Raw genomic sequence first — 24,415 nt, forward strand, 5'->3', positions numbered from 1 at the left:
ACGGCTATGCAACTGCGCAATTCATCTTCTCGCTACGGCTTGGTCAGCATCGTGATGCACTGGGGTGTGGCACTGGCTGTTTTCGGACTGTTCGCGCTCGGCCTGTGGATGATGGGTCTCGACTACTACAGCCCTTGGCGTAAAGAGGCGCCCGAGCTGCACAAGAGTATCGGTCTGGTGCTGTTGGCGGTCATGCTGGCCCGAGTGGCCTGGCGCTTTATTAGCCCGCCACCACCGGCACTGCCTAATCACGGCAAACTGACCCGCGCCGCCTCCAAGGCAGGCCACAGTCTGCTTTACTTCGGTCTGTTTGCGGTAATGATCGCCGGTTACCTGATTTCCACCGCCGATGGCGTAGGTATTCCGGTATTCGGACTGTTCGAAGTGCCAGCGCTGGTGAGTAACTTGCCCGATCAGGCGGATGTTGCCGGAGAGATCCATTTCTATCTGGCCTGGGGCCTGGTGATTTTTGCCGGTTTGCATGGCCTGGCTGCCCTGAAGCACCACTTTATCGACCGTGACGCGACCCTCAAACGTATGTTGGGCCGCAAAGCTTGATGTTCAACCTCCACTCCAAAGGGATATAGACGCATGTTGAAGAAGACTTTTGCCGCTCTGGCGCTCGGTACCGCACTGCTCTCGGCCGGCCAAGCCATGGCTGCAGACTACAAGATCGACAAGGAAGGCCAGCACGCTTTCGTTGACTGGAAAATCAGCCACCTGGGCTACAGCTTCATTCACGGTACCTTCAAGGACTTCGATGGTTCGTTCAGCTGGGATGCTGCCAAGCCAGAGGCCAGCAAAATTGCGGTAGACCTGAAAACCGCCAGCCTGTGGTCGAACCATGCTGAGCGTGACAAGCACATCGCCAGCAAAGACTTCCTCGATGTGAAGAAGTACCCAGACGCCAAGTTCGTTTCCACCAGCGTCAAGTCGACCGGTGAGAAGACTGCAGACGTAACCGGTGACCTGACCATGCACGGCGTGACCAAGCCGGTCACCTTCAAAGCTACCTTCAACGGCGAAGGTAAAGATCCATGGGGCGGCGAGCGTGCTGGTTTCAACGCTACTACCACCCTGAACCTGAATGACTTCGGCATCAAAGGCCCGGGCGCTACTTCTCAGACCCTGGACCTGGACATCAGCATCGAAGGCATCAAGCAGTAACGCTGTAGGAGCGGGCTTGCCCCGCGATTGCGATCTGACTGTCAAATCGCGTCGCGGGGCAAGCCCGCTCCTACCAAAACAAAAACGCCGCCCCTTGGGGCGGCGTTTTTGTGTGTGCCTTACTGATCAGCGATTGCGAGTCAGCAGTGCAGGCTTCTCGCCACGCGGACGGCTAGGCAGTTGCTCCAGCTGTTCGGCAGTGGGGAAACGGTCGATCTTCGACTCTTTGTGCATGATGCGCGGTTGTGGCTGGCCTTCACGCGGGTTGCGTACGGCTGGTTCACCCGAGTCATTGTTCGGGCGGCGATTGCGGCCACCACCATCACGACGCTGCTGACCACCGCCACCATTGCGCGAGCCACCACGTTTTTCGCCGCTAGCTGAACCACCAGAACCATTGCGTGGGCCATTGTTGCGACCTTGGCCACCACCGTTGTTGCTGCGCTGCTGGCCACTGCCAGCACCTGCGCCGCTCTGAGCTGGCGCGCCAGGGCGACGGTTGCGGCCCTGATTACCCTTGTTCTGGTAAGGGCTGACGTAGTCGGCACGGTTACCGAAGTTATCCACGTCGTCATCCAAAAACTCTTCTGGATCGCGATCAGCTGGAACAGCAGGAATGCTCGACTGTGCCGACTGCTGCTGACGTGGCTTTTTGTTGTCGCGTGGTTTGCGTTCCTGGCGGCCACCGGCAGATTTTTCTGCGGTTTTTTCCTTGTCTTTGTCGCGACCTTTCTCTTTACCTTGATCCTTGCCTTTGTCCTTGCGTCCGCCGTTACCGCTGTTGGTACCGTCGGCGCGCTGGCTGCGGCCACCGCGTGGGTTGTTTTGCGGACGCTCACGGGTTTCAGGCTTCTCGGCTTCGACCTTGGTGATATCAAAGCCCATCAGGTCGCCATCCGGGATTTTCTGGCGCGTCACGCGCTCGATGCTCTTGAGCAGTTTTTCTTCATCCGGGGCAACCAGCGAGATGGCCTCGCCCGAGCGCCCGGCGCGGCCGGTACGACCGATGCGGTGAACGTAGTCTTCTTCGACGTTAGGCAGCTCGAAGTTGACCACATGTGGCAACTGGTCGATGTCCAGGCCACGCGCGGCGATGTCGGTGGCAACCATGATGCGCACAGCGCCGGACTTGAAGTCGGCCAGGGCTTTGGTGCGAGCGTTCTGGCTCTTGTTGCCGTGGATCGCAGCAGCAGTAAGGCCGTGCTTTTCCAGGTACTCGGCCAGGCGGTTGGCGCCGTGCTTGGTGCGGGTGAAGACCAGCACCTGTTCCCAGGCACCGGTGGTGATCAGGTGGGCCAGCAAGGCGCGCTTGTGGCTGGCCGGCAGGCGATAGACACGCTGTTCGATGCGCTCGACCGTGGTATTGGGCGGGGTCACCTCAATACGCTCGGGGTTATGCAGCAACTTGTCGGCAAGCTCGGTGATGTCTTTGGAGAAGGTCGCCGAGAACAACAGGTTCTGACGCTTGGCCGGCAGTTTTGCCAGAACTTTCTTCACATCGTGGATGAAGCCCATGTCGAGCATGCGGTCGGCTTCGTCCAATACCAGGGTTTCGACGTGGGCGAGGTCGACGCTGCCTTGACCGGCCAGATCGAGCAAACGACCCGGGCAGGCCACCAGCACATCGACACCACGGGACATGGCCTGAACCTGCGGGTTCATGCCGACGCCGCCGAAGATACAGGCGCTGACGAATTTGAGGTTTTGCGCGTAAACCTTGAAGCTGTCGTGCACCTGGGCGGCCAGTTCACGCGTAGGGGTCAGCACCAGGACCCGCGGCTGGCGTGGGCCATGACGCTGGGATTTGTCTGGGTGACCGCCTGGGAACAGGCGTTCGAGGATCGGCAGGGCGAAACCACCGGTTTTACCAGTACCTGTCTGGGCGGCAACCATCAAGTCGCGACCTTGCAACACGGCGGGAATGGCCCGCTGTTGCACCGGAGTGGGCTGGGTATAGCCAGCTGCCTCGATGGCGCTGACTAGAGCCTCGGAGAGACCGAGGGAAGCAAAGGACATGAGTAATCCTGTTCTTAGTGGGGGCTAAGCCCGATGGGATAATCTTGCCTGGCGCGACAGGCATCGGGTGATGCTATCGCGACCGGTCCTGCAGGGACTTCAATGCGCATCCGGAGCGTGGCGGGCGGGCTCTTGGCCGCGCTGTCCTGCCGGTCGGGATGCCTTTTGCAAGGCCGAGCGTCCGGGCGTAAGCCTGGCGGGAAGGCCCGAGTATAACAGAGCAATCAGGGCGTGCTGCGTTCCTGCTGCTCAACGGTGCTTCGAAAGTTGTCACCGACACCGGCATAGCGGGCGTTCAATGCTGCGTACGCCGGCTCACTCTTGAAGCGCCGCAGCTCTGCGGCGAAGCGTTGCATCAGCACTTCCATGCCGGTACTGCGGCGCACAGCCAGGTACTGACTCTGGCGGCTGACCACCAGTGGCAGTTCGCTGACTTGCTGCTCCAAGCCCAGGTTTTTGCTGAGGTAGCGCCCAACACGGCGGTCGGTTATCAGCAAATCGATTCTGCCGCGTTGCAGTTTGCCGAAGTTGGCTTCATGGGTGGGCGCAGGTTCGCGGGTGAACAACGGCGACTCGCTGAAGGCAGAGGCGTAGGCATAACCCGGTGAGGTGCCGACGGTCAGGCCGCGCAGGTCAGCCAGGCTATTGACGCTGTGTGGGCGGGCGTTGGCGTAGAACAGCACAAACTCCACGTCGGAGAGCGGCTCATTGGGGTAGAAGAGCTGTTTGCGACGCTCTTCGGTCTGAAATATGTCCAGAATGCCGTCTGCCAGACCTTGATCAACCATTGCCAGGCAGCGCTTCCAGGGCAGGAACTGCCAGTCCAGCTCGACACCCAGGCGTTTGAACACCTCGACCGTGACCTCGTAGTCGAAGCCTTTGGCCTGACCCTCTTCCACGTACACGTAGGGTGCCCAGGGTTCGGTGACGATGCGCAATTTCTCGCCATGGGCTAACGCACTCAGGCAAGTGAGCAACAGGGCGGCGATCAGGCGGGTGAAATCTGGCATGACTGGAGAGTACGACGTGTGCACGCCTATGGCTAGTAGGCGTGCATGTTGTGCATGTCAGGATTTCAGGGGTGGGAGTGCTTTAGCAGCGTATCGCGCACGGTTTTGTGTTTGCTGCCCAAGCTCAACCGCATGCCGGGGCGCTTGAACCATTGACGCAGCTTTTGCTCGCACAATGGCTGCGAATGGCGGGCTTTGGCGTTTTCCAGTGCTTTGACCCACCATGTGGTGGCGCAGGCGCGGTCGAATTCGTTGGGGTATTCATAGCAGCCATACATTAACTCACGCAGAAACTGACGCTGCTCGCTGGGCAGGGTCAGGCTCAGTGCCTTATAGCCCAGACGGTGCAAGGCAGGCGGTTTGGGCAGCTCTGCGTTTACCAAGGTCACATCCTTGAGTGCCTGGCAGCTCAACGGTGCGTGTTGGTGTTTGGCCAGCCAGGCCTGGACTTTGGCCCGGAACAGCTGTTTGCGGCTCCAGTAATGGTGAAGCAGGTCGGTGCATTGGTTGACCTGCATGCGACGATAAGCTGCGACGGCCAGGCAGAACTCTTCAAGGGTGTAGGCGCCCTTGGCGTGAGGGTAGTACTCGTCCATCAGCGCAATCGAGTGGTCGAGTAGAGGCGCATCTTCTTGCACCAGGCCGATGACACCAGAGTTGAGCAAGTGCATCTGTGAGTCTGCAAGGCCGCGCGCTTCAAGCAGGCGGCCGAGGCTTACATACAGCGGGCAGTGCTTGTCATTACCAAAGGTTGCGCCGATCGCGTTGCACAACAGGGTGCCAGGCTTGATACGCCGAAACAGTTCCATCGGCGATTGATGGAAGAAGGTGTCGGTGTCGATCAGCGCGGCTATTGGTGCGTCGGCCAGTACTTTGCGCAACACCACGTGTTTACTGCGAAAGTGATAGCCATAAGGTTGGTTCCAGGTTTCGCGGGTAGCGGCGTCCAGCAGGTGAACCGTTACTGGCAGGTGCTGGTAAGGCTCGGGATTGTCGCTATAGACCTGGATGTCCAATGCTTCCCCGGGCGTTTTGGCCAGATTGGCCAGGGCGCTGACGATGCTGAACTGGGCTTCCTGATGGTAGGTCTCAGGGCCGAAAACCAGGTAAACGAGTTGCGGGCGAGGCGGGGTTTGTCCTTGGGGCATGAAAGCACGAGCATCCGTTGTCTTGTAAAGCAAAAAGGCCTTAGCGTAAGCCAAGGCCTTTCCAGTATCTCGCCACAATTGTTACGAGCGTTGTAGCACTTCGATCAACGGGGCAACTTGAGGTTGTTCCAGATCGCCAGGCTCGGATCGGCCTGGTTCAGGGTGTAGAAGTGCAGACCTGGTGCGCCGCCTTGCAGCAGCTGTTCGCACATGCGGGTAATCACCTCTTCACCGAACTTCTGAATGCTGGCGACGTCATCGCCGTACGCTTCCAGTTGCTTGCGGATCCAGCGAGGAATCTCGGCGCCGCAGGCGTCGGAGAAACGAGCCAGTTTGCTGTAGTTGGTGATCGGCATAATCCCCGGAACCACAGGGATGTTCACGCCCAGTTTCTGCACGCGCTCGACGAAGTAGAAGTAGCTGTCGGCGTTGAAGAAGTACTGAGTGATAGCGCTGTTGGCACCAGCGTTGGCCTTGCGCACGAAATTGTTCAGGTCATCTTCGAAGTTGCGCGCCTGCGGGTGCATCTCCGGGTAGGCAGCAATTTCGATGTGGAAGTGATCAGCGCTTTCCTGGCGGATAAACTCGACCAGTTCGTTGGCATAGCGCAGTTCGCCGCTGGCCATACCCATACCCGAAGGCAGGTCGCCGCGCAGGGCAACGATACGCTGGATACCGGCGGCCTTGTACTGGGTCAGCAGGCTGCGCAGGTCTTCCTTGCTGTCGCCAACGCACGACAGGTGCGGTGCGGCAGGTATCTTCACTTCGCTTTCCAGCTGCAGCACGGTGTTCAGCGTGCGGTCGCGGGTCGAGCCACCGGCACCATAGGTGCAGGAGAAGAAATCGGGGTTGTAGCTGGCCAGATGGCGGGCAGTGGCGAGCAGTTTTTCATGTCCAGCATCGGTCTTGGTCGGGAAGAACTCGAAGCTGTAACGACGTTCCTGAGACATAGAAGGTTCTCTTCAGCGGCAAGCTACAAGCTGCAAGTTACAAGACAAAAGCAGGAGCGGCGCGAACCGCTCTTGCTTGTAGCTTGAAGCTTGCAGCTACCAACTCAATCAGTACCGATAGGCGTGTGGCTTGAACGGCCCTTCAACAGTCACGCCGATGTAGTCGGCTTGCTGTTGAGTCAGCTGAGTCACCACGCCGCCGAAGCCGCGGACCATTTCCAGGGCCACTTCTTCGTCGAGCTTCTTCGGCAGTACTTCAACGGTCAGGCGCTCAGCTTTCTGGGCTGGCGACAGGTCGGCGTACTTCTGGCCGAACAGGAAGATCTGCGCCAGTACCTGGTTGGCGAAGGAACCATCCATGATGCGGCTTGGGTGGCCGGTGGCGTTACCCAGGTTTACCAGGCGGCCTTCAGCCAGCAGGATCAGGTAGTCGTCGTTTTGTGGGTCGAATTCGCCAGCGCCGGTACGGTGGATCTTGTGTACCTGCGGTTTGACTTCTTCCCAGGCCCAGTTCTTGCGCATGAAAGCGGTGTCGATTTCATTGTCGAAGTGGCCGATGTTGCAGACCACGGCGCGCTTCTTCAGGGCTTTGAGCATGTTGGCATCGCAGACATTGACGTTGCCGGTGGTGGTCACGATCAGGTCGATCTTGCCCAGCAGCGCTTTGTCGATGCTTGCTTCGGTGCCGTTGTTGATACCGTCGATGAACGGCGAAACCAGTTCGAAACCGTCCATGCAGGCTTGCATGGCGCAGATCGGATCGACTTCGGTGACCTTGACGATCATGCCTTCCTGACGCAGCGACTGGGCCGAGCCCTTGCCCACGTCACCGTAGCCGATAACCAGGGCTTGCTTGCCCGACAGCAGGTGGTCGGTACCACGCTTGATGGCGTCGTTCAGGCTGTGACGGCAGCCGTACTTGTTGTCGTTCTTGCTCTTGGTGACCGAGTCGTTGACGTTGATGGCCGGGATTTTCAGTTCGCCCTTGGCCAGCATGTCCAGCAGGCGGTGAACGCCAGTAGTGGTTTCTTCGGTTACGCCGTGAACGCGCTCCAGTACAGCCGGGTATTTCTTGTGCAGCAGTTCGGTCAGGTCGCCACCGTCGTCGAGGATCATGTTGGCGTCCCATGGGGCGCCGTCCTTGAGGATGGTTTGCTCCAGGCACCACTCGTACTCTTGCTCGGTTTCACCTTTCCAGGCGAACACAGGGATGCCAGCGGCGGCGATGGACGCTGCGGCCTGGTCTTGAGTGGAGAAGATGTTGCAGGACGACCAGCGCACTTCGGCACCCAGGGCTACCAGGGTTTCGATCAGCACGGCGGTCTGAATGGTCATGTGGATGCAGCCGAGGATCTTGGCACCTTTGAGCGGTTGCTCTTGCAGGTACTTGCGGCGCAGGCCCATCAGTGCAGGCATTTCCGATTCAGCGATGATGGTTTCGCGACGACCCCAGGCAGCCAGGGAAATGTCAGCGACTTTGTAATCGGTAAAACCGGCAGGCGTGTTTACAGCGCTCATGAAGAGCCTCCATTCGTAAGGTGCGAATGGGCGCCGTTGTGCGTTTAGTGCCTGCAGGCAAGCCTGTACAGACAACGCCCCATCCGAGCCTGACAGGTTGAACCTGCTGCAGCGCCCCTCGGACAGGTGGCGGGAACGGTATCAAGTGCAGATGACCGTTTTAAAGCGACCGCGATTATAGCTGTGCCTGCGCATCAGCCCAAGGTTTTCTGTCGATTAATCGAGACCATAGTCGATGTTAAATGGAGCAGGGCAGCAGGCTCTGCCATCATTACCTTCATCGATTGGCAAGATGGTCAGGAGTAGATATGAATTTTCACACCCGCAAATGGGTCAAGCCCGAAGACCTCAACCCCAATGGCACCCTGTTCGGCGGCAGCCTGCTGCGCTGGATCGACGAAGAAGCGGCGATTTATGCCATCGTCCAGCTGGGCAATCAGCGTGTGGTGACCAAGTACATCTCGGAGATCAACTTCGTCAGTGCTTCGCGCCAGGGCGACATCATCGAGCTGGGTATCACCGCTACCGAATTCGGCCGTACGTCGATCACCCTCAAGTGCGAAGTGCGCAACAAGATTACCCGCAAGAGCATTCTGACTGTAGACAAGATGGTTTTCGTCAACCTCGGTGAAGATGGCTTGCCAGCGGCCCACGGGCGGACCGAGATCAAGTACATCAAAGATCAGTTCGATACGCCGGTAGAGTAAGAAAACATAGCGGGGCAAGCCTGCTCCCACCAGATATTACACAAACTCTGTGGGAGCGGGCTTGCCCCGCGAAGGGCGTTAAGGCTGTTCGGTAACCCCACGTACCACGCGCCCGATCGTCAGTCCCTGCAACAGGATCGAAGACAGCACCACGATGTAGGTGATGCTCAGCAACAGATCACGCTCGGTACCCACCGGCAGCGACAACGCCAGCGCTACCGATACACCCCCACGCAAACCACCCCAGGTCAGTACCCGCACGGTACCGCGGGGCACTGTGCGCCAGCGGCGCAGCATGACGATGGCCGGGGCTACAGTCAGCAGGCGCGACAGCAGGATCGCCACAGCCAGCACGCCAGCCGCTGCCAGGTGCATCCACGAGAACGGTAGAAGCAGCAGCTCCAGGCCGATCAGGGCGAACAACAGGGCGTTGAGCATGTCGTCGATCAGCTCCCAGAAGCCGTCGAGGTAACGTCGGGTCATCTCGTTCATCGCCAGGTTACGCCCCAGGTTACCGATGATCAGGCCCGCCACCACCATCGCGATCGGTGCCGAAACATGCAGCTCGTAAGCCATGGCCGAGCCACCGATCACCAGTGCCAGCGTCAGCATGACCTCAACCTGGTACTGCTCGATGCTTTTGATCATACGGTAGGTGACATAGCCGATCAGGCCACCAAACAGCGCGCCACCAATTGCTTCGCGGGCGAACAAGATCAGGGTGTCGCTGACGCTCGGGGTTTCGCCCAGTTGGGCAATGCCCAGCAAGACGGTGAACACCACCACGGCAGTGCCGTCATTGAACAATGACTCGCCGACAATCGTGGTTTTCAGGGGTTTTGAGGCATTGGCGGTACGCAGGGCGCCCAACACCGCAATCGGGTCGGTCGGCGAAATCAGTGCCCCGAACAGCAAGCAGTAGAGCAGGCTGACGTGCCAGCCGAACAGGGCGAATATCCAGTGCGCGAGGAAGCCGATGACCACGGTGGCGATCAACACGCCGAAGGTGGCGAGCAAACCAATCGGCCAGCGGTAGCTGCGAAGATCAGCGAGGTTAACGTGTAAGGCCCCGGCAAACAGCAGGAACGACAGCATCCAGTGCATCAGCAAGTCGTTGAAATCGATTTGGCTCATCAGGCCTTGCACGCGTTCTTCCAGGCCGGGGTAGCCGATGACGCTCAGACCTTGGAGCAACAGGGAAAACAGCAGGGCAGTGACCATGACGCCGATGGTGGGCGGCAGGCCGATGAAGCGGTAATTCAGGTAGGTGAGGAGGGTGGTCAAACAGATAAACGCAGCAACAAGCTCAAGCATTCCGGGTCCTGTATTGGCTTTCAATGTGGCTCCCGATTCAATCAGGCAGCCGTTGGATGGTCTGCCAGAGGTGTGGGGGCACAGTTTTTTGCTGCAGGCGTTGACCGCGCATTGTCGAATTCGTTTCCGTCGCACCCGATTGTGCGCGACGTGGCCTTGAGGGAAATGCTTAGATAGCGGCTGGCCATTGATGACCCGCCCAGCACAACCAAGGACCTTCGCGTGTTAGCCACTTCCCTGGTTCTGATTGCCGCACTATTGCATGCAACCTGGAACACCCTGATCAAATTCAGCGGCGAACGCCTGCTGGTAATCGCCAGCATGGATACCGTGGCGTTGTTGTTCGCCCTGGTGATGGTGGCGTTCGTGCAGTTCCCGCCCGCCGAGGTATGGCCGTGGTTGTTGGCCTCTGCATTGTTCGAGCAGTTCTATCGCTTTCTGTTGATTCAGGCGTACCGCGTCGGTGATCTCGGGTTGGTGTATCCGCTAATGCGTGGACTCTCACCGCTGGTGGTGCTGGCGCTGACGCTGACCTTTGCCGGGGAAACGTTAAGCAGCCAGCAGATCATTGGCATCCTGTTGATTCCCTGCGGCATGGCGTGCCTGCTCTGGCAGGGCGGTGGAGGTGATCGTCTGCCATGGTCGATGCTGCCGGTGGTAGCGTTGATCGGGCTGTGTATCGGTTGCTACACCTGGTTCGATGGCCAGGCGATTCGGCTCTGGTCGCAGCCATTGGACTATCTTGTCTGGTTGACGCTGCTCAGTGCCTGGCCCTTCCCGTTGCTGGCCAGTGTCGCTCGCCGCGCACCGTTTGTGCTGTTCTGGCGCTTGCAATGGCGGCTTGGGCTGGCAGTCGGATTGTGCGTGCTGTTGAGCTATGCCCTGGTGCTCTGGGCCATGCAGCTGGGGTCGGTGGCCGAGGCGGCTGCGCTGCGTGAGGTGAGTGTGATTCTGGTGGTGCTGTTTGGTATGCGTTATCTCAAAGAACCTTTTGGCGGCCCCAGGCTCTTAGCTTGTGCCCTGGTGCTGATGGGCATGCTGATCATGAAACTCTGACTTCCCCCTGACAAGGATTTAGCCATGACCGTTGCTCTGTGGTGTGTGTTGATTGCGTTGTTCCTGCCGATTCTCTGTACCAGCATCGCCAAGCTCAGCAGCGGGCGTTTCGGCTTGCGTCAGAACCATGATCCACGGGCTTTTCTCGACAGCCTCGAAGGCTTGCCGCGGCGTGCTCATGCGGCGCAGTTGAATAGTTTTGAAGCGTTCCCGGCGTTTGCTGCGGCGGTAATCATTGCTGATATCGTCGGCAACGCCGAGCAAGTGACCCAGGACGTGCTGGCCGTGTTGTACATCACCAGTCGCTTGCTCTACATCATCTGCTATTTGGCGGACTGGGCGGCGCTGCGGTCGCTGGTGTGGTTTGCAGGGTTGGGGTTGGTGGTGTCGTTCTTCTTTGTGTCAATGTGATTTGATCGCGGGGCAAGCCCGCTCCTACCGGCAGCTAACCTGTAGGAGCGGGCTTGCCCCGCGAAAAAATCAAAGCACTTTCGGTACTTCAGGCAACGCCGCACCCTTGGGCCACAGCAACCAGATCTGTCCCTGCTGTTTCATGTTGCCCGCCAGTTCGCCCGCCTCGGCACCTGTGCCCCAGAACAGGTCGGCACGCACTTCGCCAGTAATCGCACCCCCAGTGTCTTGAGCAGCAACCGGGCGTATCACGGGTGCGCCATCAGGACGGGTAGTCGACAGCCACAGCAGACTGCCCAATGGAATCACCTTGCGGTCAATGGCCACGCTGTAACCTGCAGTCAGTGGCACGTTGAGCGAACCGCGTGGGCCTTCATTGCTGTCTGGTCGGGTGCTGAAGAAGACATAGCTGGGGTTGCTCGCCAGCAGCTCAGGCACGCGAGTCGGGTTGGCCTGCGCCCAGGCATGGATAGCCCCCATGCTGACATCTTCTTTTTTCAGCTGGCCCTGTTCGATCAACCAGCGCCCTATCGGGCGATAGGGGTGGCCGTTCTGGTCGGCATAGCCAACGCGCAGTTGGCGGCCATCATCCAGCTGGATCCGGCCAGAGCCCTGAATCTGCAGGAACTGCAGGTCCATCGGGTCGGTCAACCAGGCCAGTACGGGTGCAGGTACCCCGTTCTGGTTGATCACTTCGGCGGTGTCGTAAGGTTTGAGGGTGCGGCCTTCAAGGCGGCCGCGCAGGCGTTTGCCCTTGAGTTCCGGGTAGATGCTGTCCAGGGCCACCACGATCATGTCGTCGGGTACGCCATAGACGGGAACATGCGCGTTGTTGGTCTGTGTCAGGCTGCCGGGATAGACCGGCTCGTAGTAACCGGTGATCAGGCCGTTGGCGCTGTTGTCTCCCGAGCGCATGCTGTAGACGTCCAACTGAGCCTGCAGAAAGCTGCGCACTTGAGCGCTGTCGCTTGGCACCGAGGCTGCCGCCGCGCAGGTGTTAGCCCAGATGGCGTCACGTTTGAGACGTTCACAGGCACTGCGCCAGGCTTCGAAGCCGGCCAGCAGGTCGCTGTCGCTGACCTGTGGCAAGTCTTTCCAGGTGCTACTGACATAGGTGGCGAGCGCGTGAGGTTTGGGCTTTTCCGGGCCGCCGCCGTTGCAGCCAGCAAGCAGTGCCAGTACCGAAAGCGACCATCCCAGGTGGCGCAGCGAAAATTTCATGAACAGGGTTTCCTTGGTGGTTTGCCTGGGGTTGAGCTGCCCGGGCAATCCGTAGAGTTAATAAGGGTATTGGTCTTTGGCGGCGAGACGAGGATACTGGCCGCCTTTTTTCCGTGAGCCGAAATTACCATGATGCTCAAGCGACTCTCTGTTGTTGTGCTGGCCTGCCTGACCCTGACTGCCTGTGGCGGTGTCGATCCCAACTCGCCGTTGGGCCAGCGCAAGACCATCTTCAAGCAGATGCTCAAAACCAGTGAAGACCTGGGCGGCATGCTGCGTGGGCGCCTGGCCTTCGACGGACAGAAATTTGCCGATGGCGCCGTCAAGCTCGACGCTTTGTCCCGTGAGCCGTGGAAGCATTTTCCGCAGGTTCGCGAAGACGATGAAACCAGTGCGCGCCCCGAGGTTTGGGAGAAGCAGGCCCGCTTTCAAGACCTGGCCCGGCAACTTGAAGTAGCTACTGGTGAGCTGGTGGCCGTCACCCGTACCCAACCGCTGAAAGCCGCAGACCTGGCCGCGCCGACCGACAAGGTTGAAGCAGCGTGCAAGGCTTGTCATACCGAATTTCGTAACCATTGAAGACATGATCGCGGGGCAAGCCAGCCCCCACACTGTGGGAGCTGGCTTGCCCCGCGATAAAAAACTCAGCGCTTACTTTTCTAGCTGATCCAGCGCTTCCTGCAGCTCTTTCTTCGATTCAGCGAGCTTGTCTTTACGCTTGTTGATCTTCTCGGCATCACCTTTTTTCATGGCCTTGTCCAGGTCCTTGGTGCGCTGGGAAACTTCGTGGCGCGCGTCGAGCACTTTCTGCTCACGCTCTTTGCGCAGGCTGGCGTCAGTGCAATTGGCCGTGACTTCGCTCAGGGCCTTTTCCAGGCCGGCAACCTGGTCGCTGTTGTTGTGCTCACGGGCTTCTTTGAGCTGATTTTCGATGGCGCTGCGCTTGGCGGCACATCCGGTAAGGCCTGCATCGGGCTGGGCTGCCTGCAGTGAGGTTGCGCCAAGGCCAATTACGCTAAGCAGTACGAGATGAGAAAAAAACTTCACGGGAGCCTCCTTGTTCGGGGCGGGGCATCAAAAGTTGGGGGAAATCCTGCCCTGATTTGATCAATTAAGGAACCCTGAGCAGGCTTTTCAGTTGTAAAGCAGGAAAAAGCCTACGCTCGTAGGCGGCGGTGTTTAATGAATGCGCTGAAATCCTTGAATGTTGTGGGCCTGTAGTTGTTCAGCCAGTGCTTGCACGTGAGGATGGGTAAAAAAGGCCTGCAACTGCCCAGCGCGGGTTGTACCGACACCGCTTACGTTGAGCCACTGTCCGGTCGTTCTGGGCGCTAGCGCAGACCAGTCAAAGCCCAGCTCTACATGACGCGGCGCGGGAATTCCCAAGGCGCGCAACCACTGCTCAAAAGGGCGCTCGCGAGCGCTGTCGAAACTTTGCATCAGCGCTTCGGCACGGGCGGTGCTGATGCCGGGGAGCTGGCTTAACTGTTCGCGGCTCAATGCCAACCAGTCTGCCAGAGTATTCACGTGACCCGCCTGCACCAGATCAAGCCAGGTCGCTGCGCCCACACGCGGCATATGCAATCCTTGCTTGCTGCTTAGCCAGGTGAGCCGTGCGATGAACTGTTCTTCGCAGCCGGCGCTGGCTTGCCAACAACTGAGCGCATGAAACTGACCGTCTGCCGGTGGGTGCACTTCAGGGCGCTGAGCACTGCGGTGTACCACCTGCTCCAGGCGTGGGATGGTCAGCCCGGCCAGGCTGATTGCCACTTGGTCGCCCGGGCGGATATCCAGCGCTTGCCAGCGCGCCAGAGAACCCAGGCTGACTTGAGTGATGCGTCGATCGTCGAGGATGACGGGCTGTAGTTGCACAACGGGCGTGACTTTGCCGGTGCGCCCGACCCTGAAGTGCACCTCGCGCACCTCGGCCAGGGCTTGGCTGAAGGGGTATTTCCACGCGGCGATCCAGTACGGTGAATTTGCCCGCCAGCGTTCAGCCGGTGGACGACTGTCCTGACGCAGAATCACACCGTCGGTAGCAAAGGGCAGGGCGTTGTCATACCAGTGCTGGCGCCAATGCGCCGCTTCGGCCTGAGTGGTGATAGCCGCACTGAAGCGTTGACTGTCAGCAAAACCTAGTGATGCCAGCCGGGCCAGGCGCTCGGCTTGTGTGTGGGGGCCTTGCGGCCAGTCCCAGACGAATAGCCCGATACCCGCGCCCTGCGCAGCGCTCAATTGCTTACGTGCCATCAGCCCGGCGACTTTACCGCGTGCGCCCAGCCCGCCTGCAATCGATTGCACATGTCCATCGAGGCGCCAGTACAGTTCGCCTTGCAGGGTAAGGTCCATAGGCTCGGGCAGTTGGCGGGTGATGTTGCCAAGTGCGGTGATGTGGTGGCTCCAGTCGTGACCCTGCACACCATCACCGCGGCTGAGCAGTTGTACCAACCGGCCCTGTCGGAAGACCAGCGACACGGCTACGCCATCTACTTTCGGCTGAATCCAGATGTGCTGCTTGCCCTGCATCCAGCGTGTGACGGCCTGATCATCGACCAGTTTTTCCACGCCGGTATGCACGACGGGATGGCTTATCGGCCCGCGGGCGCTGGCCAGTGGCCTGGCGACTTCAGCCAGGTCGAAGCAGCTCTGAAGGTGCTTCAAGCGCTGGCGGCTCTGGTCGTAAATATCGTCTGCTACCAGCGAAACGCCCAGGCGGTGATAGTGATCATCCCATCGGTTTACGGCCTCTTGCAGCCGAGTGACCTCGTCACGCGCACGCTCGCTGGGCCAGGTCGGGCACTCTTGGGAAAGGGGTGTGGAGGCGTAGAAAACAACTGAAAGAACAACCAGCAGCTTGTGCAACATGGCCAGCATCCTTGCTTGGCGATAGGGAATCCCTAGCCTAGGCAATGGCTGTCCGGCGCATGGCTTTCAGTTGTCAGCCCATGTGTCATCATCCGGTGGGAGCGGGCTTGCCCCGCGATAGCGGTGTGTCAGTGAAGTAGCATCGCGGGGCAAGCCCGCTCCTACCGGAAGGCACAAAAAAGCCCCGGCCAATCACTTGGCCGGGGCTTCTTTCAACGCTTACAAGCCGGCAGCAGCGCGCAGTGCGTCTACGCGGTCAGTGCGTTCCCAGGTGAATGTGGTGAAGGTGTCGTCGCCGACAGTCTTCTGCTGCGGGATGCGGCCGAAGTGACCGTAGGCTGCAGTTTCCTGGTACATCGGGTGCAGCAGGTCGAGCATGGTGGTGATTGCGTACGGGCGCAGGTCGAAGCATTCACGTACCAGCTGAACGATCTTGTCGTCAGAGATCTTGCCAGTGCCGAAAGTGTTCAGCGAGATCGAGGTTGGCTGGGCAACACCGATGGCGTAGGACACCTGGATCTCGCAGCGCTCGGCAAGGCCAGCGGCAACGATGTTCTTGGCAACGTAACGACCGGCATAGGCGGCGGAACGGTCAACCTTGGATGGGTCTTTACCGGAGAACGCGCCACCACCGTGACGGGCCATGCCGCCATAGCTGTCGACGATGATCTTGCGACCGGTCAGACCGCAGTCACCCACCGGGCCGCCGATGATGAACTGGCCAGTCGGGTTGATGTGGAACTGGGTGTCTTTGTGCAGCAGTTCGGCAGGCAGGGTGTGCTTGACGATCAGCTCCATGACCGCTTCCTGCAGGTCTTTTTGCGACACTTCAGGGTTGTGCTGGGTCGACAGAACTACAGCGTCGATGCCGACGACTTTGCCGCCTTCGTAACGGCAAGTCACCTGCGACTTGGCGTCTGGGCGCAGCCACGGCAGCAGGCCGGACTTGCGCGCTTCAGCCTGGCGCTCGACCAGACGGTGCGAGAAGCAGATCGGTGCTGGCATCAGCACGTCGGTTTCGTTGCTGGCATAACCGAACATCAGGCCCTGGTCACCAGCGCCCTGATCTTCCGGCTTGCTGCGGTCAACGCCCTGGGCGATGTCTACCGACTGCTTGCCGATGATGTTCATGACTGCGCAGGTGGCGCCGTCGAAACCGACGTCGGAGCTGTTGTAGCCGATGTCGACGATGACTTTACGTACGATTTCTTCCAGGTCGACCCAGGCCGAGGTAGTGACTTCACCTGCGATGATCGCTACGCCGGTTTTCACCAGGGTTTCGCAAGCAACGCGTGCGTATTTGTCCTGGGTGATGATGGCGTCCAGCACGGCGTCCGAAATCTGGTCGGCGATTTTGTCCGGATGCCCTTCAGACACGGACTCGGAGGTGAAAAGGGAGTATTCGCTCATCTCGACGGGTTCCTAAAATTTACCGATGTTGAGTGTCGCCAGCCGGCCGCTGAAAATGGCGGACCTGGATCTGGAAACCATTACGTAAGCCTACATACAGGCTGTCCCCGGGCGTCAGTCCCGCAGCGCTGGCCCAGCGGGCCAGGTCGTCCTGGTCAAAGCCCAGCCAGATATCGCCGCAGGCCTCTCTGGCCCAGCTCTGATCGTGGCTGCACAACTCTGTTACCAACAGGCTGCCGCCTGCTTTCACGCGGTTGGCCAGCTGCCGCAGGGCTTCGGCCGGGGCGCTGAAATGGTGCAGGACCATGTTCAGCACTACGCAGTCGGCTTCCACATCCGTTGCACTGAGTGCATCGGCCAACTGCAGGTTCACGTTAACCAGGGCTTCGCGCTGACAGACCTGGCGTGCCAGCTCGAGCATGGTCGGGCTGTTGTCCAGTGCAGTGACCCGAACAAAACGTCGGGCCAGCTCGGGAAGAAACTCGCCATCGCCAGGGCCCACTTCAAGGGCGCAGGCGTCGGCGCTAAAGCTGAGTTTGTCGAGCAAGGCCAGGAGGCTTTCGCGGTACTGCGCCAACCCGGCAATCAGGTCTTGCTGGGCGCGAAACTTCTCTTCGACGCGCAGAAAGAAGTCCTGGCTGGTCGCAGCCCGACGTTGCTGGACCTGGCCGATGCGTGCTTGTACGTCATCAGCCAGATTCAGGCCATCGACTTCTTCGAGCAGTGCGGCGTGTAGCTTGCCACCTAAGCGCAAACCATCCGGCAGGGCGCGGCGATAGAAAATCGCATTGCCTTCGCGGCGGGTGGCCACCAGCCCGGCCTGGGCCAGTACTTTGAGGTGATGGCTCATGCCCGATTGGCCAACGGCGAAGATCTGCGCCAGCTCGAGCACGCCGAACGAGTCGCTGGCCAATGCCCGCAAGACATTCAGGCGTAGCGGGTCGCCGCTGGCTTTGCACAGGGCAGCCAGGTCTTCGCTTTGCTCCGGACGGATTGCGGACAAGGGTAGGTTCATGGGGCGGCAGTCTAGACACGGCACCCGGTTGCCGCAAGAGCAATATCAAAAAGTTTTGATATTGGACGATGAGCGGGGCAAATCGTCGCAGGTGAGTCGGCTGATCCTGCCATTTGCCCGGGCTAAAGCCTGAATCTGCTCCCAATCACAGGAAAATCATGCTGCATCGACCATACGTCATTGCCCCCGGGCACGTGCCTGGGCGAAAATGGCCGCCTTTTTTCGTTCCGTAATCAATTCAAGCCCCAGGAGATAAGCGATGCCCAGCCGTCGTGAGCGTGCCAACGCCATTCGTGCCCTCAGCATGGATGCCGTGCAAAAGGCCAACAGCGGCCATCCCGGTGCCCCAATGGGCATGGCGGATATCGCCGAGGTTCTTTGGCGCGACTATCTGAAACACAACCCGAGCAACCCGAGCTTCGCTGACCGTGACCGCTTCGTACTGTCCAACGGTCACGGCTCGATGTTGATCTATTCGCTGCTGCACCTGACCGGCTACGACGTCACCATTGACGACCTCAAGGCATTCCGTCAGCTGCACAGCCGTACCCCGGGCCACCCGGAATTCGGTTACACCCCAGGCGTCGAGACCACCACCGGTCCGCTCGGCCAGGGTCTGGCCAATGCCGTTGGTTTCGCCATTGCCGAAAAAGTCCTGGGCGCGCAGTTCAACCGCAAGGACCACAACATCGTCGACCACCACACCTATGTGTTCCTGGGTGATGGTTGCATGATGGAAGGTATTTCCCATGAAGTCGCCTCTCTGGCTGGCACCCTGGGCCTGGGCAAGCTGATCGCGTTCTACGATGACAACGGCATCTCCATCGACGGCGAAGTCGAAGGCTGGTTCACTGATGACACGCCAAAGCGCTTTGAGTCGTACAACTGGCAGGTGATCCGCAATGTCGACGGCCATGACGCCGACGAGATCCGCACCGCCATCGACACTGCACGCAAGAGCGAGCAGCCAACCCTGATCTGCTGCAAGACCATCATCGGTTTTGGTTCGCCGAACAAGCAGGGCAAGGAAGATTGCCACGGTGCTCCGCTGGGCAACGACGAAATCGCCCTGGCCCGCAAAGAGCTGAACTGGAACCACGGTCCGTTCGAAATCCCGGCAAACATTTACGCCGAGTGGGACGCCAAGGAAGCCGGTAAAGCAGCAGAAGCCGAGTGGGACAAGCGTTTCGCAGCCTACGCTGCAGCCTTCCCTGAGCTGGCCAGCGAGCTGAAGCGTCGCCTGAGCGGCGAGCTGCCTGCAGACTTCTCGGAGAAAGCAGCAGCCTACATTGCTGAAGTGGCGGCCAAAGGCGAAACCATCGCCAGCCGTAAAGCCAGCCAGAACACCCTGAATGCTTTCGGCCCTCTGCTGCCAGAGTTCCTCGGTGGTTCGGCTGACCTGGCCGGTTCCAACCTGACCCTGTGGAAAGGTTGCAAGGGCGTCAGCGCTGAAGACGCCAGCGGCAACTACATGTACTACGGCGTGCGCGAATTCGGCATGACCGCCATCATGAACGGCGTTGCCCTGCACGGCGGCCTGGTGCCTTACGGCGCCACCTTCCTGATGTTCATGGAATACGCCCGTAATGCTGTGCGCATGTCGGCGCTGATGAAGCAGCGTGTTATCCATGTCTACACCCACGACTCCATCGGTCTGGGCGAAGACGGCCCGACTCACCAGCCGATCGAGCAACTGACCAGCCTGCGCAGCACCCCGAACCTGGACACCTGGCGCCCAGCCGACGCCGTTGAATCGGCGGTTTCCTGGAAGTGCGCGCTGGAGCGCAAGAACGGCCCTTCGGCGCTGATCTTCTCGCGTCAGAACCTGCAGCACCAAACCCGTGATGCTGGCCAGATCGCCGACATCAGCCGTGGTGGCTACGTGCTGAAAGACTGCGCAGGCGAGCCTGAGCTGATCCTGATCGCTACCGGTTCCGAAGTGGGCCTGGCCGTTCAGGCGTTCGACAAGCTGAGCGAGCAAGGCCGCAAGGTCCGCGTCGTTTCGATGCCATGCACCAGCGTGTTCGATGCCCAGGACGCGGCCTACAAGCAGTCGGTACTGCCGGTTCAGGTCGGTGCGCGTATTGCTATCGAAGCGGCCCATGCCGACTTCTGGTACAAGTACGTCGGCCTCGAAGGCCGTGTGATCGGTATGACCACCTACGGCGAGTCGGCTCCTGCAGCCGCCTTGTTCGAAGAGTTCGGCTTCACCCTGGAAAACATCCTGGGTACTGCTGAAGAGCTGCTGGAAGACTGATCCTGGCGGTGTTGGACTGATCGCGGGGCAAGCCCGCTCCCACAGGTTTTATGATTATTCCTGTGGGAGCGGGCTTGCCCCGCGATAGCCTTACCCGAGAAAACGTTCTGTTCCGTGAGCATCCCATGCCCCAACCGCGTCCTTACAAAGTTGCACTCAACGGCTACGGCCGTATCGGTCGTTGTGTTTTACGCGCACTCTTTGAACGGGGGGCGAAGGCGGGCTTCGAGATCGTTGCACTGAATGACCTGGCCGATCAGGCCAGTATCGAATACCTGACACGCTTCGACTCCACCCACGGGCGTTTTCCCGGTGAGGTGAAGGTCGATGGCGACTGTCTGCATATTAATGGCGACTGCGTGAAAGTCTTGCGCAGTGCCACCCCGGAAGGCATTGACTGGGCGGCGCTTGGCGTCGATCTGGTGCTGGAGTGTTCCGGCGCCTACAACACCCGTGCCGACGCCCAGCGTTTCCTCGACGCCGGTGCGCCGCGTGTGCTGTTCTCCCAGCCGATGGCCAGTGAATCGGATGTTGATGCCACGGTGGTTTACGGCATCAACCAGGATTGCCTGGATGGCAGCGAGCTGCTGGTGTCCAACGCTTCCTGCACCACCAACTGCGGTGTGCCGCTGCTGCGTGTGCTGGATCAGGCCTTTGGCCTTGAGTATGTGTCGATCACCACGATCCACTCGGCCATGAACGATCAGCCGGTCATCGATGCCTATCACCATGAAGACCTGCGCCGGACCCGCTCGGCGTTTCAGTCAGTGATACCGGTGTCCACCGGGCTGGCACGTGGTATTGAACGCCTGCTGCCGGAACTTGCCGGGCGAATTCAGGCCAAAGCCGTACGCGTGCCGACAGTCAATGTCTCGTGCCTGGACATCACCCTGCAGACCGCCCGCGATACCAGCGCGGCCGAGGTCAACCGGGTGTTGCGTGAAGCGGCCCTGAGCGGGCCGCTCAAAGGCTTGCTGGCCTACACTGAACTGCCGCACGCCAGTTGTGATTTTAACCATGACCCACATTCGGCGATTGTCGATGCCAGTCAGACCCGCGTTTCCGGCCCTCGGCTGGTCAACCTGCTGGCTTGGTTCGATAACGAATGGGGTTTTGCCAACCGTATGCTCGACGTTGCCGAACACTATCTGCACGTCGTCAATCAAACCCGCTCTACTTGTAAACAGCCCTGAAGGACTGCATTCATGACCGTGTTGAAGATGACCGACCTCGACCTGCAAGGTAAGCGCGTGCTGATTCGCGAAGACCTCAACGTTCCTGTGAAGGACGGTGTGGTTGCCAGCGATGCGCGCATCCTTGCTTCGCTGCCGACCATCAAGCTGGCGCTGGAAAAAGGCGCGGCCGTGATGGTCTGCTCGCACCTGGGCCGCCCGACCGAAGGTGAATTCTCTGCCGAGAACAGCCTCAAGCCGGTTGCCGATTACCTGAGCAAGGCCCTGGGCCGCGACGTGCCGCTGGTTGCCGACTACCTGGACGGTGTCGAGGTCAAGGCTGGCGATCTCGTGCTGTTCGAGAACGTACGTTTCAACAAGGGCGAGAAGAAGAACGCTGACGAGCTGGCGCAGAAGTACGCTGCCCTGTGCGACGTGTTTGTCATGGATGCCTTCGGTACCGCCCACCGCGCTGAGGGCTCGACCCACGGCGTCGCCAAGCTCGCCAAAGTCGCTGCTGCCGGCCCGCTGCTGGCGGCTGAGCTTGATGCCCTGGGCAAGGCGCTCAAAGCCCCTGCCAAGCCGATGGCTGCTATCGTCGCCGGCTCCAAGGTGTCGACCAAGCTGGACGTGCTGAACAGCCTGAGCCAGGTCTGCGACCTGCTGATCGTCGGCGGCGGCATCGCCAACACCTTCCTGGCTGCTGCCGGTCACCCGGTCGGCAAATCGCTGTACGAAGCTGACCTGATCGACACCGCCAAAGCTATTGCTGCCAAGGTCAATGTACCGCTGCCAGTGGACGTGGTCGTCGCCAAGGAATTCGCTGAAAGCGCTGCTGCTACCGTCAAGCTGGTAGCCGACGTTGCCGAAGACGACATGATCCTCGACATCGGCCCGCAGACTGCAGCCAACTTCGCCGAGCTGCTGAAGTCGTCGCAAACCATTCTGTGGAACGGTCCGGTTGGCGTGTTCGAGTTCGACCAGTTCGGTAACGGCACCAAGGTCCTGGCCCAGGCCATTGCCGAAAGCGCTGCATTCTCCATCGCCGGTGGTGGTGACACCTTGGCCGCCATCGATAAATATGGCGTTGCCGAGCAAATCTCCTACATTTCTACCGGTGGCGGTGCGTTCCTCGAGTTCGTCGAGGGCAAAGTGTTGCCAGCGGTAGAAGTACTGGAACAACGGGCCAAGGCCTGATTCGCTCAGCGCCTGGCAAAGGGAGTGACCTGATGGTCAAGCGATTGCCTGTGTTTGTCCTGGTCGCACTGCTGGGCGCTTGCTCCAGCACCCCGGAGTCGCAGACTGATAAGCCTGGCGCGCCGAAAGGCGGCTGCTATCAGTCTGAATGGCAGGCGGAAACCGTGCCGGTGATCAACAAGCGACTCGGCCCGGATGGCCTGGAAAAATACGACGACGAACACCAGCGCCGGGCACCAGGTTGCCCTTGATCGGTTGATGGCAACCTACCGGCCTGTTTGTGGTCTGCTAGAGGATATTAAATGAAAGGAGTCATGGCCTTGATGGCCCTGGCAGTGCTGGGCGGATGTGCAAGCATGACGCCCTCCGCACCACCCTCGGACAACTGGACCCGCTGGGTATGCGACAGTCAGGCCGAAGTGCTCTGGCGCTTTGCCGATAGCAGTCTGCAACAGATGGACGTGCGTCTGGGCGGCGGTGACCAGGTTTACCGGCTCAAGGCTGAACCCAGCGCTTCCGGCAGCCTTTACAGCGATGGCGTGCTGGCGTTTCACAGCAAAGGTGACGAAGGCCTGGTGTACTGGGCTGCCACCGACGATTTGATAGGGCGGGGCTGCAAGGCGCCGTGACTGGCCGGGCCGTGTAATGGCGGCCCACACTACTTGAATAGCAACCGCCACTGCGGCAGGCTTGCACGATAAACGACGCTTGTCGGGAGAGAGATACACAATGGCACTCATTAGCATGCGCCAGATGCTGGACCACGCCGCCGAGTTCGGTTACGGCGTACCGGCTTTCAACGTTAACAACCTCGAGCAGATGCGCGCCATCATGGAAGCTGCCGACAAGACCGACTCCCCGGTGATTGTCCAGGCGTCGGCCGGTGCTCGCAAATACGCCGGTGCACCTTTCCTGCGCCACCTGATCCTGGCTGCGATCGAAGAATTCCCGCACATCCCGGTGTGCATGCACCAGGACCACGGCACCAGCCCTGACGTCTGCCAGCGTTCGATCCAGCTGGGCTTCAGCTCGGTGATGATGGACGGCTCCCTCGGTGAAGACGGCAAGACCCCAACCGACTACGAGTACAACGTCCGTGTTACTCAGCAGACCGTAGCCATGGCTCACGCCTGTGGCGTTTCGGTTGAAGGTGAGCTGGGCTGCCTGGGTTCGCTGGAAACCGGTATGGCCGGCGAAGAAGACGGCATCGGCGCCGAAGGCGTTCTGGATCACAGCCAAATGCTGACCGACCCGGAAGAAGCTGCTGACTTCGTCAAGAAAACTCAGGTTGATGCCCTGGCAATCGCCATCGGTACCAGCCACGGTGCCTACAAGTTCACCAAGCCACCTACCGGTGACGTGCTGGCGATCGACCGTATCAAGGAAATCCACAAGCGCATCCCTAATACCCACCTGGTAATGCACGGTTCCTCGTCGGTTCCACAAGAGTGGCTGGCGATCATCAACCAGTACGGCGGCGACATCAAAGAAACCTACGGTGTGCCGGTTGAAGAAATCGTTGAAGGCATCAAGTACGGTGTGCGCAAGGTCAACATCGACACCGACCTGCGTCTGGCCTCGACCGGTGCAATGCGTCGTCTGATGGCGCAGAATCCGAGCGAATTCGACCCGCGTAAATTCTTCGGCGCCACCGTAACGGCCATGCGTGATGTCTGCATCGCCCGTTATGAAGCGTTCGGTACTGCTGGCAATGCCTCCAAGATCAAGCCGATCTCCCTGGAAGGCATGTTCCAGCGTTACCTCAAAGGCGAGCTGGCCGCTAAGGTCAACTAAGTCACGCGTCGAAAAAACCCGCAGCGATGCGGGTTTTTTTTCGCCTTTCGCGCCACGGGTGAGGTTGGATTGGCCTCATTGGACAGTCCGTTAGTCGGCTTACGGAACTTTACCGGGGTGATGGCAATCTGATCACTTCAGAATTTTTACAGCCGGGTCTAGAGTTACTTTCGGATTTCAACCGAAA

The 24,415-nt window shown here is 59.6% G+C and carries 23 protein-coding genes and 1 riboswitch; of the genes, 12 read left to right on the top strand and 11 right to left on the bottom strand.

Features of this window, described 5'->3' with window-relative positions:
* Positions 1–6: 6 nt before the first annotated feature.
* Complete coding sequence (locus E1573_RS05410; protein ID WP_133211380.1) at positions 7–558, top strand: cytochrome b; 552 nt, start codon at positions 7–9, stop codon at positions 556–558.
* Between the two features lie 33 nt (positions 559–591).
* Positions 592–1,167 carry a YceI family protein gene (locus E1573_RS05415; RefSeq protein ID WP_133211382.1) on the top strand — a complete coding sequence of 192 codons (576 nt, stop codon included), beginning with the start codon at positions 592–594 and terminating at the stop codon, positions 1,165–1,167.
* A 126-nt stretch (positions 1,168–1,293) separates the two neighbouring features.
* Here the strand turns inward: E1573_RS05415 and E1573_RS05420 are convergent, their stop codons facing one another.
* The 5 genes from E1573_RS05420 to ahcY all read right to left on the bottom strand — a co-directional run bounded on the left by E1573_RS05420 (position 1,294) and on the right by ahcY (position 7,809).
* The gene (locus tag E1573_RS05420) at positions 1,294–3,183 is read right to left on the bottom strand and encodes a DEAD/DEAH box helicase (RefSeq protein WP_133211384.1); all 1,890 of its coding nucleotides are present in this window, start codon (positions 3,181–3,183) and stop codon (positions 1,294–1,296) included.
* Between the two features lie 224 nt (positions 3,184–3,407).
* Entirely contained in the window at positions 3,408–4,193 is a 786-nt protein-coding gene (locus tag E1573_RS05425) for an ABC transporter substrate-binding protein (protein ID WP_133211386.1), read from the bottom strand.
* Positions 4,194–4,258: 65 nt separating this feature from the next.
* Positions 4,259–5,341 carry a hypothetical protein gene (locus tag E1573_RS05430; protein WP_133211388.1) on the bottom strand — a complete coding sequence of 361 codons (1,083 nt, stop codon included), beginning with the start codon at positions 5,339–5,341 and terminating at the stop codon, positions 4,259–4,261.
* A gap of 104 nt (positions 5,342–5,445) precedes the next feature.
* Positions 5,446–6,291 carry a methylenetetrahydrofolate reductase [NAD(P)H] gene (gene metF, locus E1573_RS05435; protein ID WP_133211390.1) on the bottom strand — a complete coding sequence of 282 codons (846 nt, stop codon included), beginning with the start codon at positions 6,289–6,291 and terminating at the stop codon, positions 5,446–5,448.
* Between the two features lie 108 nt (positions 6,292–6,399).
* On the bottom strand, positions 6,400–7,809 hold the full coding sequence (ahcY, locus tag E1573_RS05440; RefSeq protein ID WP_133211392.1) for an adenosylhomocysteinase: 1,410 nt from the start codon (positions 7,807–7,809) through the stop codon (positions 6,400–6,402).
* Between the two features lie 21 nt (positions 7,810–7,830).
* A riboswitch (S-adenosyl-L-homocysteine riboswitch) is annotated at positions 7,831–7,935 on the bottom strand.
* A 182-nt stretch (positions 7,936–8,117) separates the two neighbouring features.
* Between ahcY and E1573_RS05445 the strand changes: the two genes are divergently transcribed.
* A complete protein-coding gene (locus tag E1573_RS05445) occupies positions 8,118–8,516 on the top strand; it encodes an acyl-CoA thioesterase (RefSeq protein WP_128321624.1) in 399 nt (132 codons plus the stop codon).
* Positions 8,517–8,594: 78 nt separating this feature from the next.
* Here E1573_RS05445 and E1573_RS05450 read toward each other — a convergent pair whose 3' ends face one another.
* Positions 8,595–9,830 carry a sodium:proton antiporter gene (locus E1573_RS05450; RefSeq protein WP_133211394.1) on the bottom strand — a complete coding sequence of 412 codons (1,236 nt, stop codon included), beginning with the start codon at positions 9,828–9,830 and terminating at the stop codon, positions 8,595–8,597.
* A 222-nt stretch (positions 9,831–10,052) separates the two neighbouring features.
* Between E1573_RS05450 and E1573_RS05455 the strand changes: the two genes are divergently transcribed.
* Together E1573_RS05455 and E1573_RS05460 are read left to right on the top strand one after the other, a co-directional pair.
* Positions 10,053–10,886, top strand: coding sequence for an EamA family transporter (locus E1573_RS05455; RefSeq protein ID WP_133211396.1), 834 nt, complete (start codon positions 10,053–10,055; stop codon positions 10,884–10,886).
* 24 nt (positions 10,887–10,910) lie between these two features.
* Positions 10,911–11,297, top strand: coding sequence for an MAPEG family protein (locus tag E1573_RS05460; protein WP_133211398.1), 387 nt, complete (start codon positions 10,911–10,913; stop codon positions 11,295–11,297).
* 69 nt (positions 11,298–11,366) lie between these two features.
* On the opposite strand, the gene E1573_RS05465 is transcribed toward E1573_RS05460, so the two are convergent.
* Positions 11,367–12,518: a murein transglycosylase A gene (locus E1573_RS05465; protein ID WP_133211400.1), complete on the bottom strand. Its 1,152-nt coding sequence runs from the start codon at positions 12,516–12,518 to the stop codon at positions 11,367–11,369.
* Between the two features lie 129 nt (positions 12,519–12,647).
* Between E1573_RS05465 and E1573_RS05470 the strand changes: the two genes are divergently transcribed.
* Entirely contained in the window at positions 12,648–13,097 is a 450-nt protein-coding gene (locus tag E1573_RS05470) for a cytochrome c (protein WP_133211402.1), read from the top strand.
* Positions 13,098–13,169: 72 nt separating this feature from the next.
* Here E1573_RS05470 and E1573_RS05475 read toward each other — a convergent pair whose 3' ends face one another.
* From E1573_RS05475 to E1573_RS05490, 4 genes are all read right to left on the bottom strand, one after another.
* The gene (locus tag E1573_RS05475; protein ID WP_133211404.1) at positions 13,170–13,565 is read right to left on the bottom strand and encodes a DUF1090 domain-containing protein; all 396 of its coding nucleotides are present in this window, start codon (positions 13,563–13,565) and stop codon (positions 13,170–13,172) included.
* 132 nt (positions 13,566–13,697) lie between these two features.
* The gene (gene ligB / locus E1573_RS05480) at positions 13,698–15,383 is read right to left on the bottom strand and encodes an NAD-dependent DNA ligase LigB (RefSeq protein WP_133211406.1); all 1,686 of its coding nucleotides are present in this window, start codon (positions 15,381–15,383) and stop codon (positions 13,698–13,700) included.
* 219 nt (positions 15,384–15,602) lie between these two features.
* Complete coding sequence (gene metK, locus E1573_RS05485) at positions 15,603–16,793, bottom strand: methionine adenosyltransferase (protein ID WP_045182013.1); 1,191 nt, start codon at positions 16,791–16,793, stop codon at positions 15,603–15,605.
* A gap of 19 nt (positions 16,794–16,812) precedes the next feature.
* Positions 16,813–17,808 carry a metalloregulator ArsR/SmtB family transcription factor gene (locus tag E1573_RS05490; protein WP_133211408.1) on the bottom strand — a complete coding sequence of 332 codons (996 nt, stop codon included), beginning with the start codon at positions 17,806–17,808 and terminating at the stop codon, positions 16,813–16,815.
* Positions 17,809–18,067: 259 nt separating this feature from the next.
* Here E1573_RS05490 and tkt point away from each other — a divergent pair, with 259 nt between their 5' ends.
* The 6 genes from tkt to fba all read left to right on the top strand — a co-directional run bounded on the left by tkt (position 18,068) and on the right by fba (position 24,228).
* Positions 18,068–20,065: a transketolase gene (gene tkt / locus E1573_RS05495; protein ID WP_133211410.1), complete on the top strand. Its 1,998-nt coding sequence runs from the start codon at positions 18,068–18,070 to the stop codon at positions 20,063–20,065.
* Between the two features lie 125 nt (positions 20,066–20,190).
* Positions 20,191–21,258, top strand: a complete 1,068-nt coding sequence (gene epd, locus E1573_RS05500; protein WP_133211412.1) for an erythrose-4-phosphate dehydrogenase — start codon at positions 20,191–20,193, stop codon at positions 21,256–21,258.
* 12 nt (positions 21,259–21,270) lie between these two features.
* A complete protein-coding gene (locus tag E1573_RS05505) occupies positions 21,271–22,434 on the top strand; it encodes a phosphoglycerate kinase (RefSeq protein ID WP_133211414.1) in 1,164 nt (387 codons plus the stop codon).
* Positions 22,434–22,685 (top strand): hypothetical protein, encoded by a 252-nt coding sequence (locus E1573_RS05510; protein ID WP_177494566.1) that lies wholly within the window; start codon positions 22,434–22,436, stop codon positions 22,683–22,685. Before E1573_RS05505 ends, E1573_RS05510 begins: the two co-directional genes overlap by 1 nt.
* Positions 22,686–22,736: 51 nt before the next feature.
* The gene (locus E1573_RS05515) at positions 22,737–23,063 is read left to right on the top strand and encodes an MliC family protein (protein ID WP_133211418.1); all 327 of its coding nucleotides are present in this window, start codon (positions 22,737–22,739) and stop codon (positions 23,061–23,063) included.
* 100 nt (positions 23,064–23,163) lie between these two features.
* A complete protein-coding gene (gene fba, locus E1573_RS05520; RefSeq protein WP_128321610.1) occupies positions 23,164–24,228 on the top strand; it encodes a class II fructose-bisphosphate aldolase in 1,065 nt (354 codons plus the stop codon).
* The last annotated feature ends 187 nt before the right edge of the window (positions 24,229–24,415 follow it).

Origin of the sequence: Pseudomonas sp. H9 (assembly GCF_004353925.1) — a bacterium.
GTDB lineage: Bacteria > Pseudomonadota > Gammaproteobacteria > Pseudomonadales > Pseudomonadaceae > Aquipseudomonas.

What these genes read in the sequence shown, in the direction of transcription:
- E1573_RS05490 (WP_133211408.1), bottom strand. Translation starts at nt 17,808, where the DNA reads ATGAACCTACCCTTGTCCGCAATCCGTCCGGAGCAAAGCGAAGACCTG.
- E1573_RS05410 (WP_133211380.1), top strand. Translation starts at nt 7, where the DNA reads ATGCAACTGCGCAATTCATCTTCTCGCTACGGCTTGGTCAGCATCGTG.
- fba (WP_128321610.1), top strand. Translation starts at nt 23,164, where the DNA reads ATGGCACTCATTAGCATGCGCCAGATGCTGGACCACGCCGCCGAGTTC.
- metF (WP_133211390.1), bottom strand. Translation starts at nt 6,291, where the DNA reads ATGTCTCAGGAACGTCGTTACAGCTTCGAGTTCTTCCCGACCAAGACC.
- ligB (WP_133211406.1), bottom strand. Translation starts at nt 15,383, where the DNA reads ATGTTGCACAAGCTGCTGGTTGTTCTTTCAGTTGTTTTCTACGCCTCC.
- epd (WP_133211412.1), top strand. Translation starts at nt 20,191, where the DNA reads ATGCCCCAACCGCGTCCTTACAAAGTTGCACTCAACGGCTACGGCCGT.
- E1573_RS05445 (WP_128321624.1), top strand. Translation starts at nt 8,118, where the DNA reads ATGAATTTTCACACCCGCAAATGGGTCAAGCCCGAAGACCTCAACCCC.
- ahcY (WP_133211392.1), bottom strand. Translation starts at nt 7,809, where the DNA reads ATGAGCGCTGTAAACACGCCTGCCGGTTTTACCGATTACAAAGTCGCT.
- E1573_RS05470 (WP_133211402.1), top strand. Translation starts at nt 12,648, where the DNA reads ATGATGCTCAAGCGACTCTCTGTTGTTGTGCTGGCCTGCCTGACCCTG.
- E1573_RS05415 (WP_133211382.1), top strand. Translation starts at nt 592, where the DNA reads ATGTTGAAGAAGACTTTTGCCGCTCTGGCGCTCGGTACCGCACTGCTC.
- E1573_RS05460 (WP_133211398.1), top strand. Translation starts at nt 10,911, where the DNA reads ATGACCGTTGCTCTGTGGTGTGTGTTGATTGCGTTGTTCCTGCCGATT.
- E1573_RS05450 (WP_133211394.1), bottom strand. Translation starts at nt 9,830, where the DNA reads ATGCTTGAGCTTGTTGCTGCGTTTATCTGTTTGACCACCCTCCTCACC.
- E1573_RS05425 (WP_133211386.1), bottom strand. Translation starts at nt 4,193, where the DNA reads ATGCCAGATTTCACCCGCCTGATCGCCGCCCTGTTGCTCACTTGCCTG.
- E1573_RS05420 (WP_133211384.1), bottom strand. Translation starts at nt 3,183, where the DNA reads ATGTCCTTTGCTTCCCTCGGTCTCTCCGAGGCTCTAGTCAGCGCCATC.
- E1573_RS05465 (WP_133211400.1), bottom strand. Translation starts at nt 12,518, where the DNA reads ATGAAATTTTCGCTGCGCCACCTGGGATGGTCGCTTTCGGTACTGGCA.
- tkt (WP_133211410.1), top strand. Translation starts at nt 18,068, where the DNA reads ATGCCCAGCCGTCGTGAGCGTGCCAACGCCATTCGTGCCCTCAGCATG.
- metK (WP_045182013.1), bottom strand. Translation starts at nt 16,793, where the DNA reads ATGAGCGAATACTCCCTTTTCACCTCCGAGTCCGTGTCTGAAGGGCAT.
- E1573_RS05505 (WP_133211414.1), top strand. Translation starts at nt 21,271, where the DNA reads ATGACCGTGTTGAAGATGACCGACCTCGACCTGCAAGGTAAGCGCGTG.
- E1573_RS05515 (WP_133211418.1), top strand. Translation starts at nt 22,737, where the DNA reads ATGAAAGGAGTCATGGCCTTGATGGCCCTGGCAGTGCTGGGCGGATGT.
- E1573_RS05430 (WP_133211388.1), bottom strand. Translation starts at nt 5,341, where the DNA reads ATGCCCCAAGGACAAACCCCGCCTCGCCCGCAACTCGTTTACCTGGTT.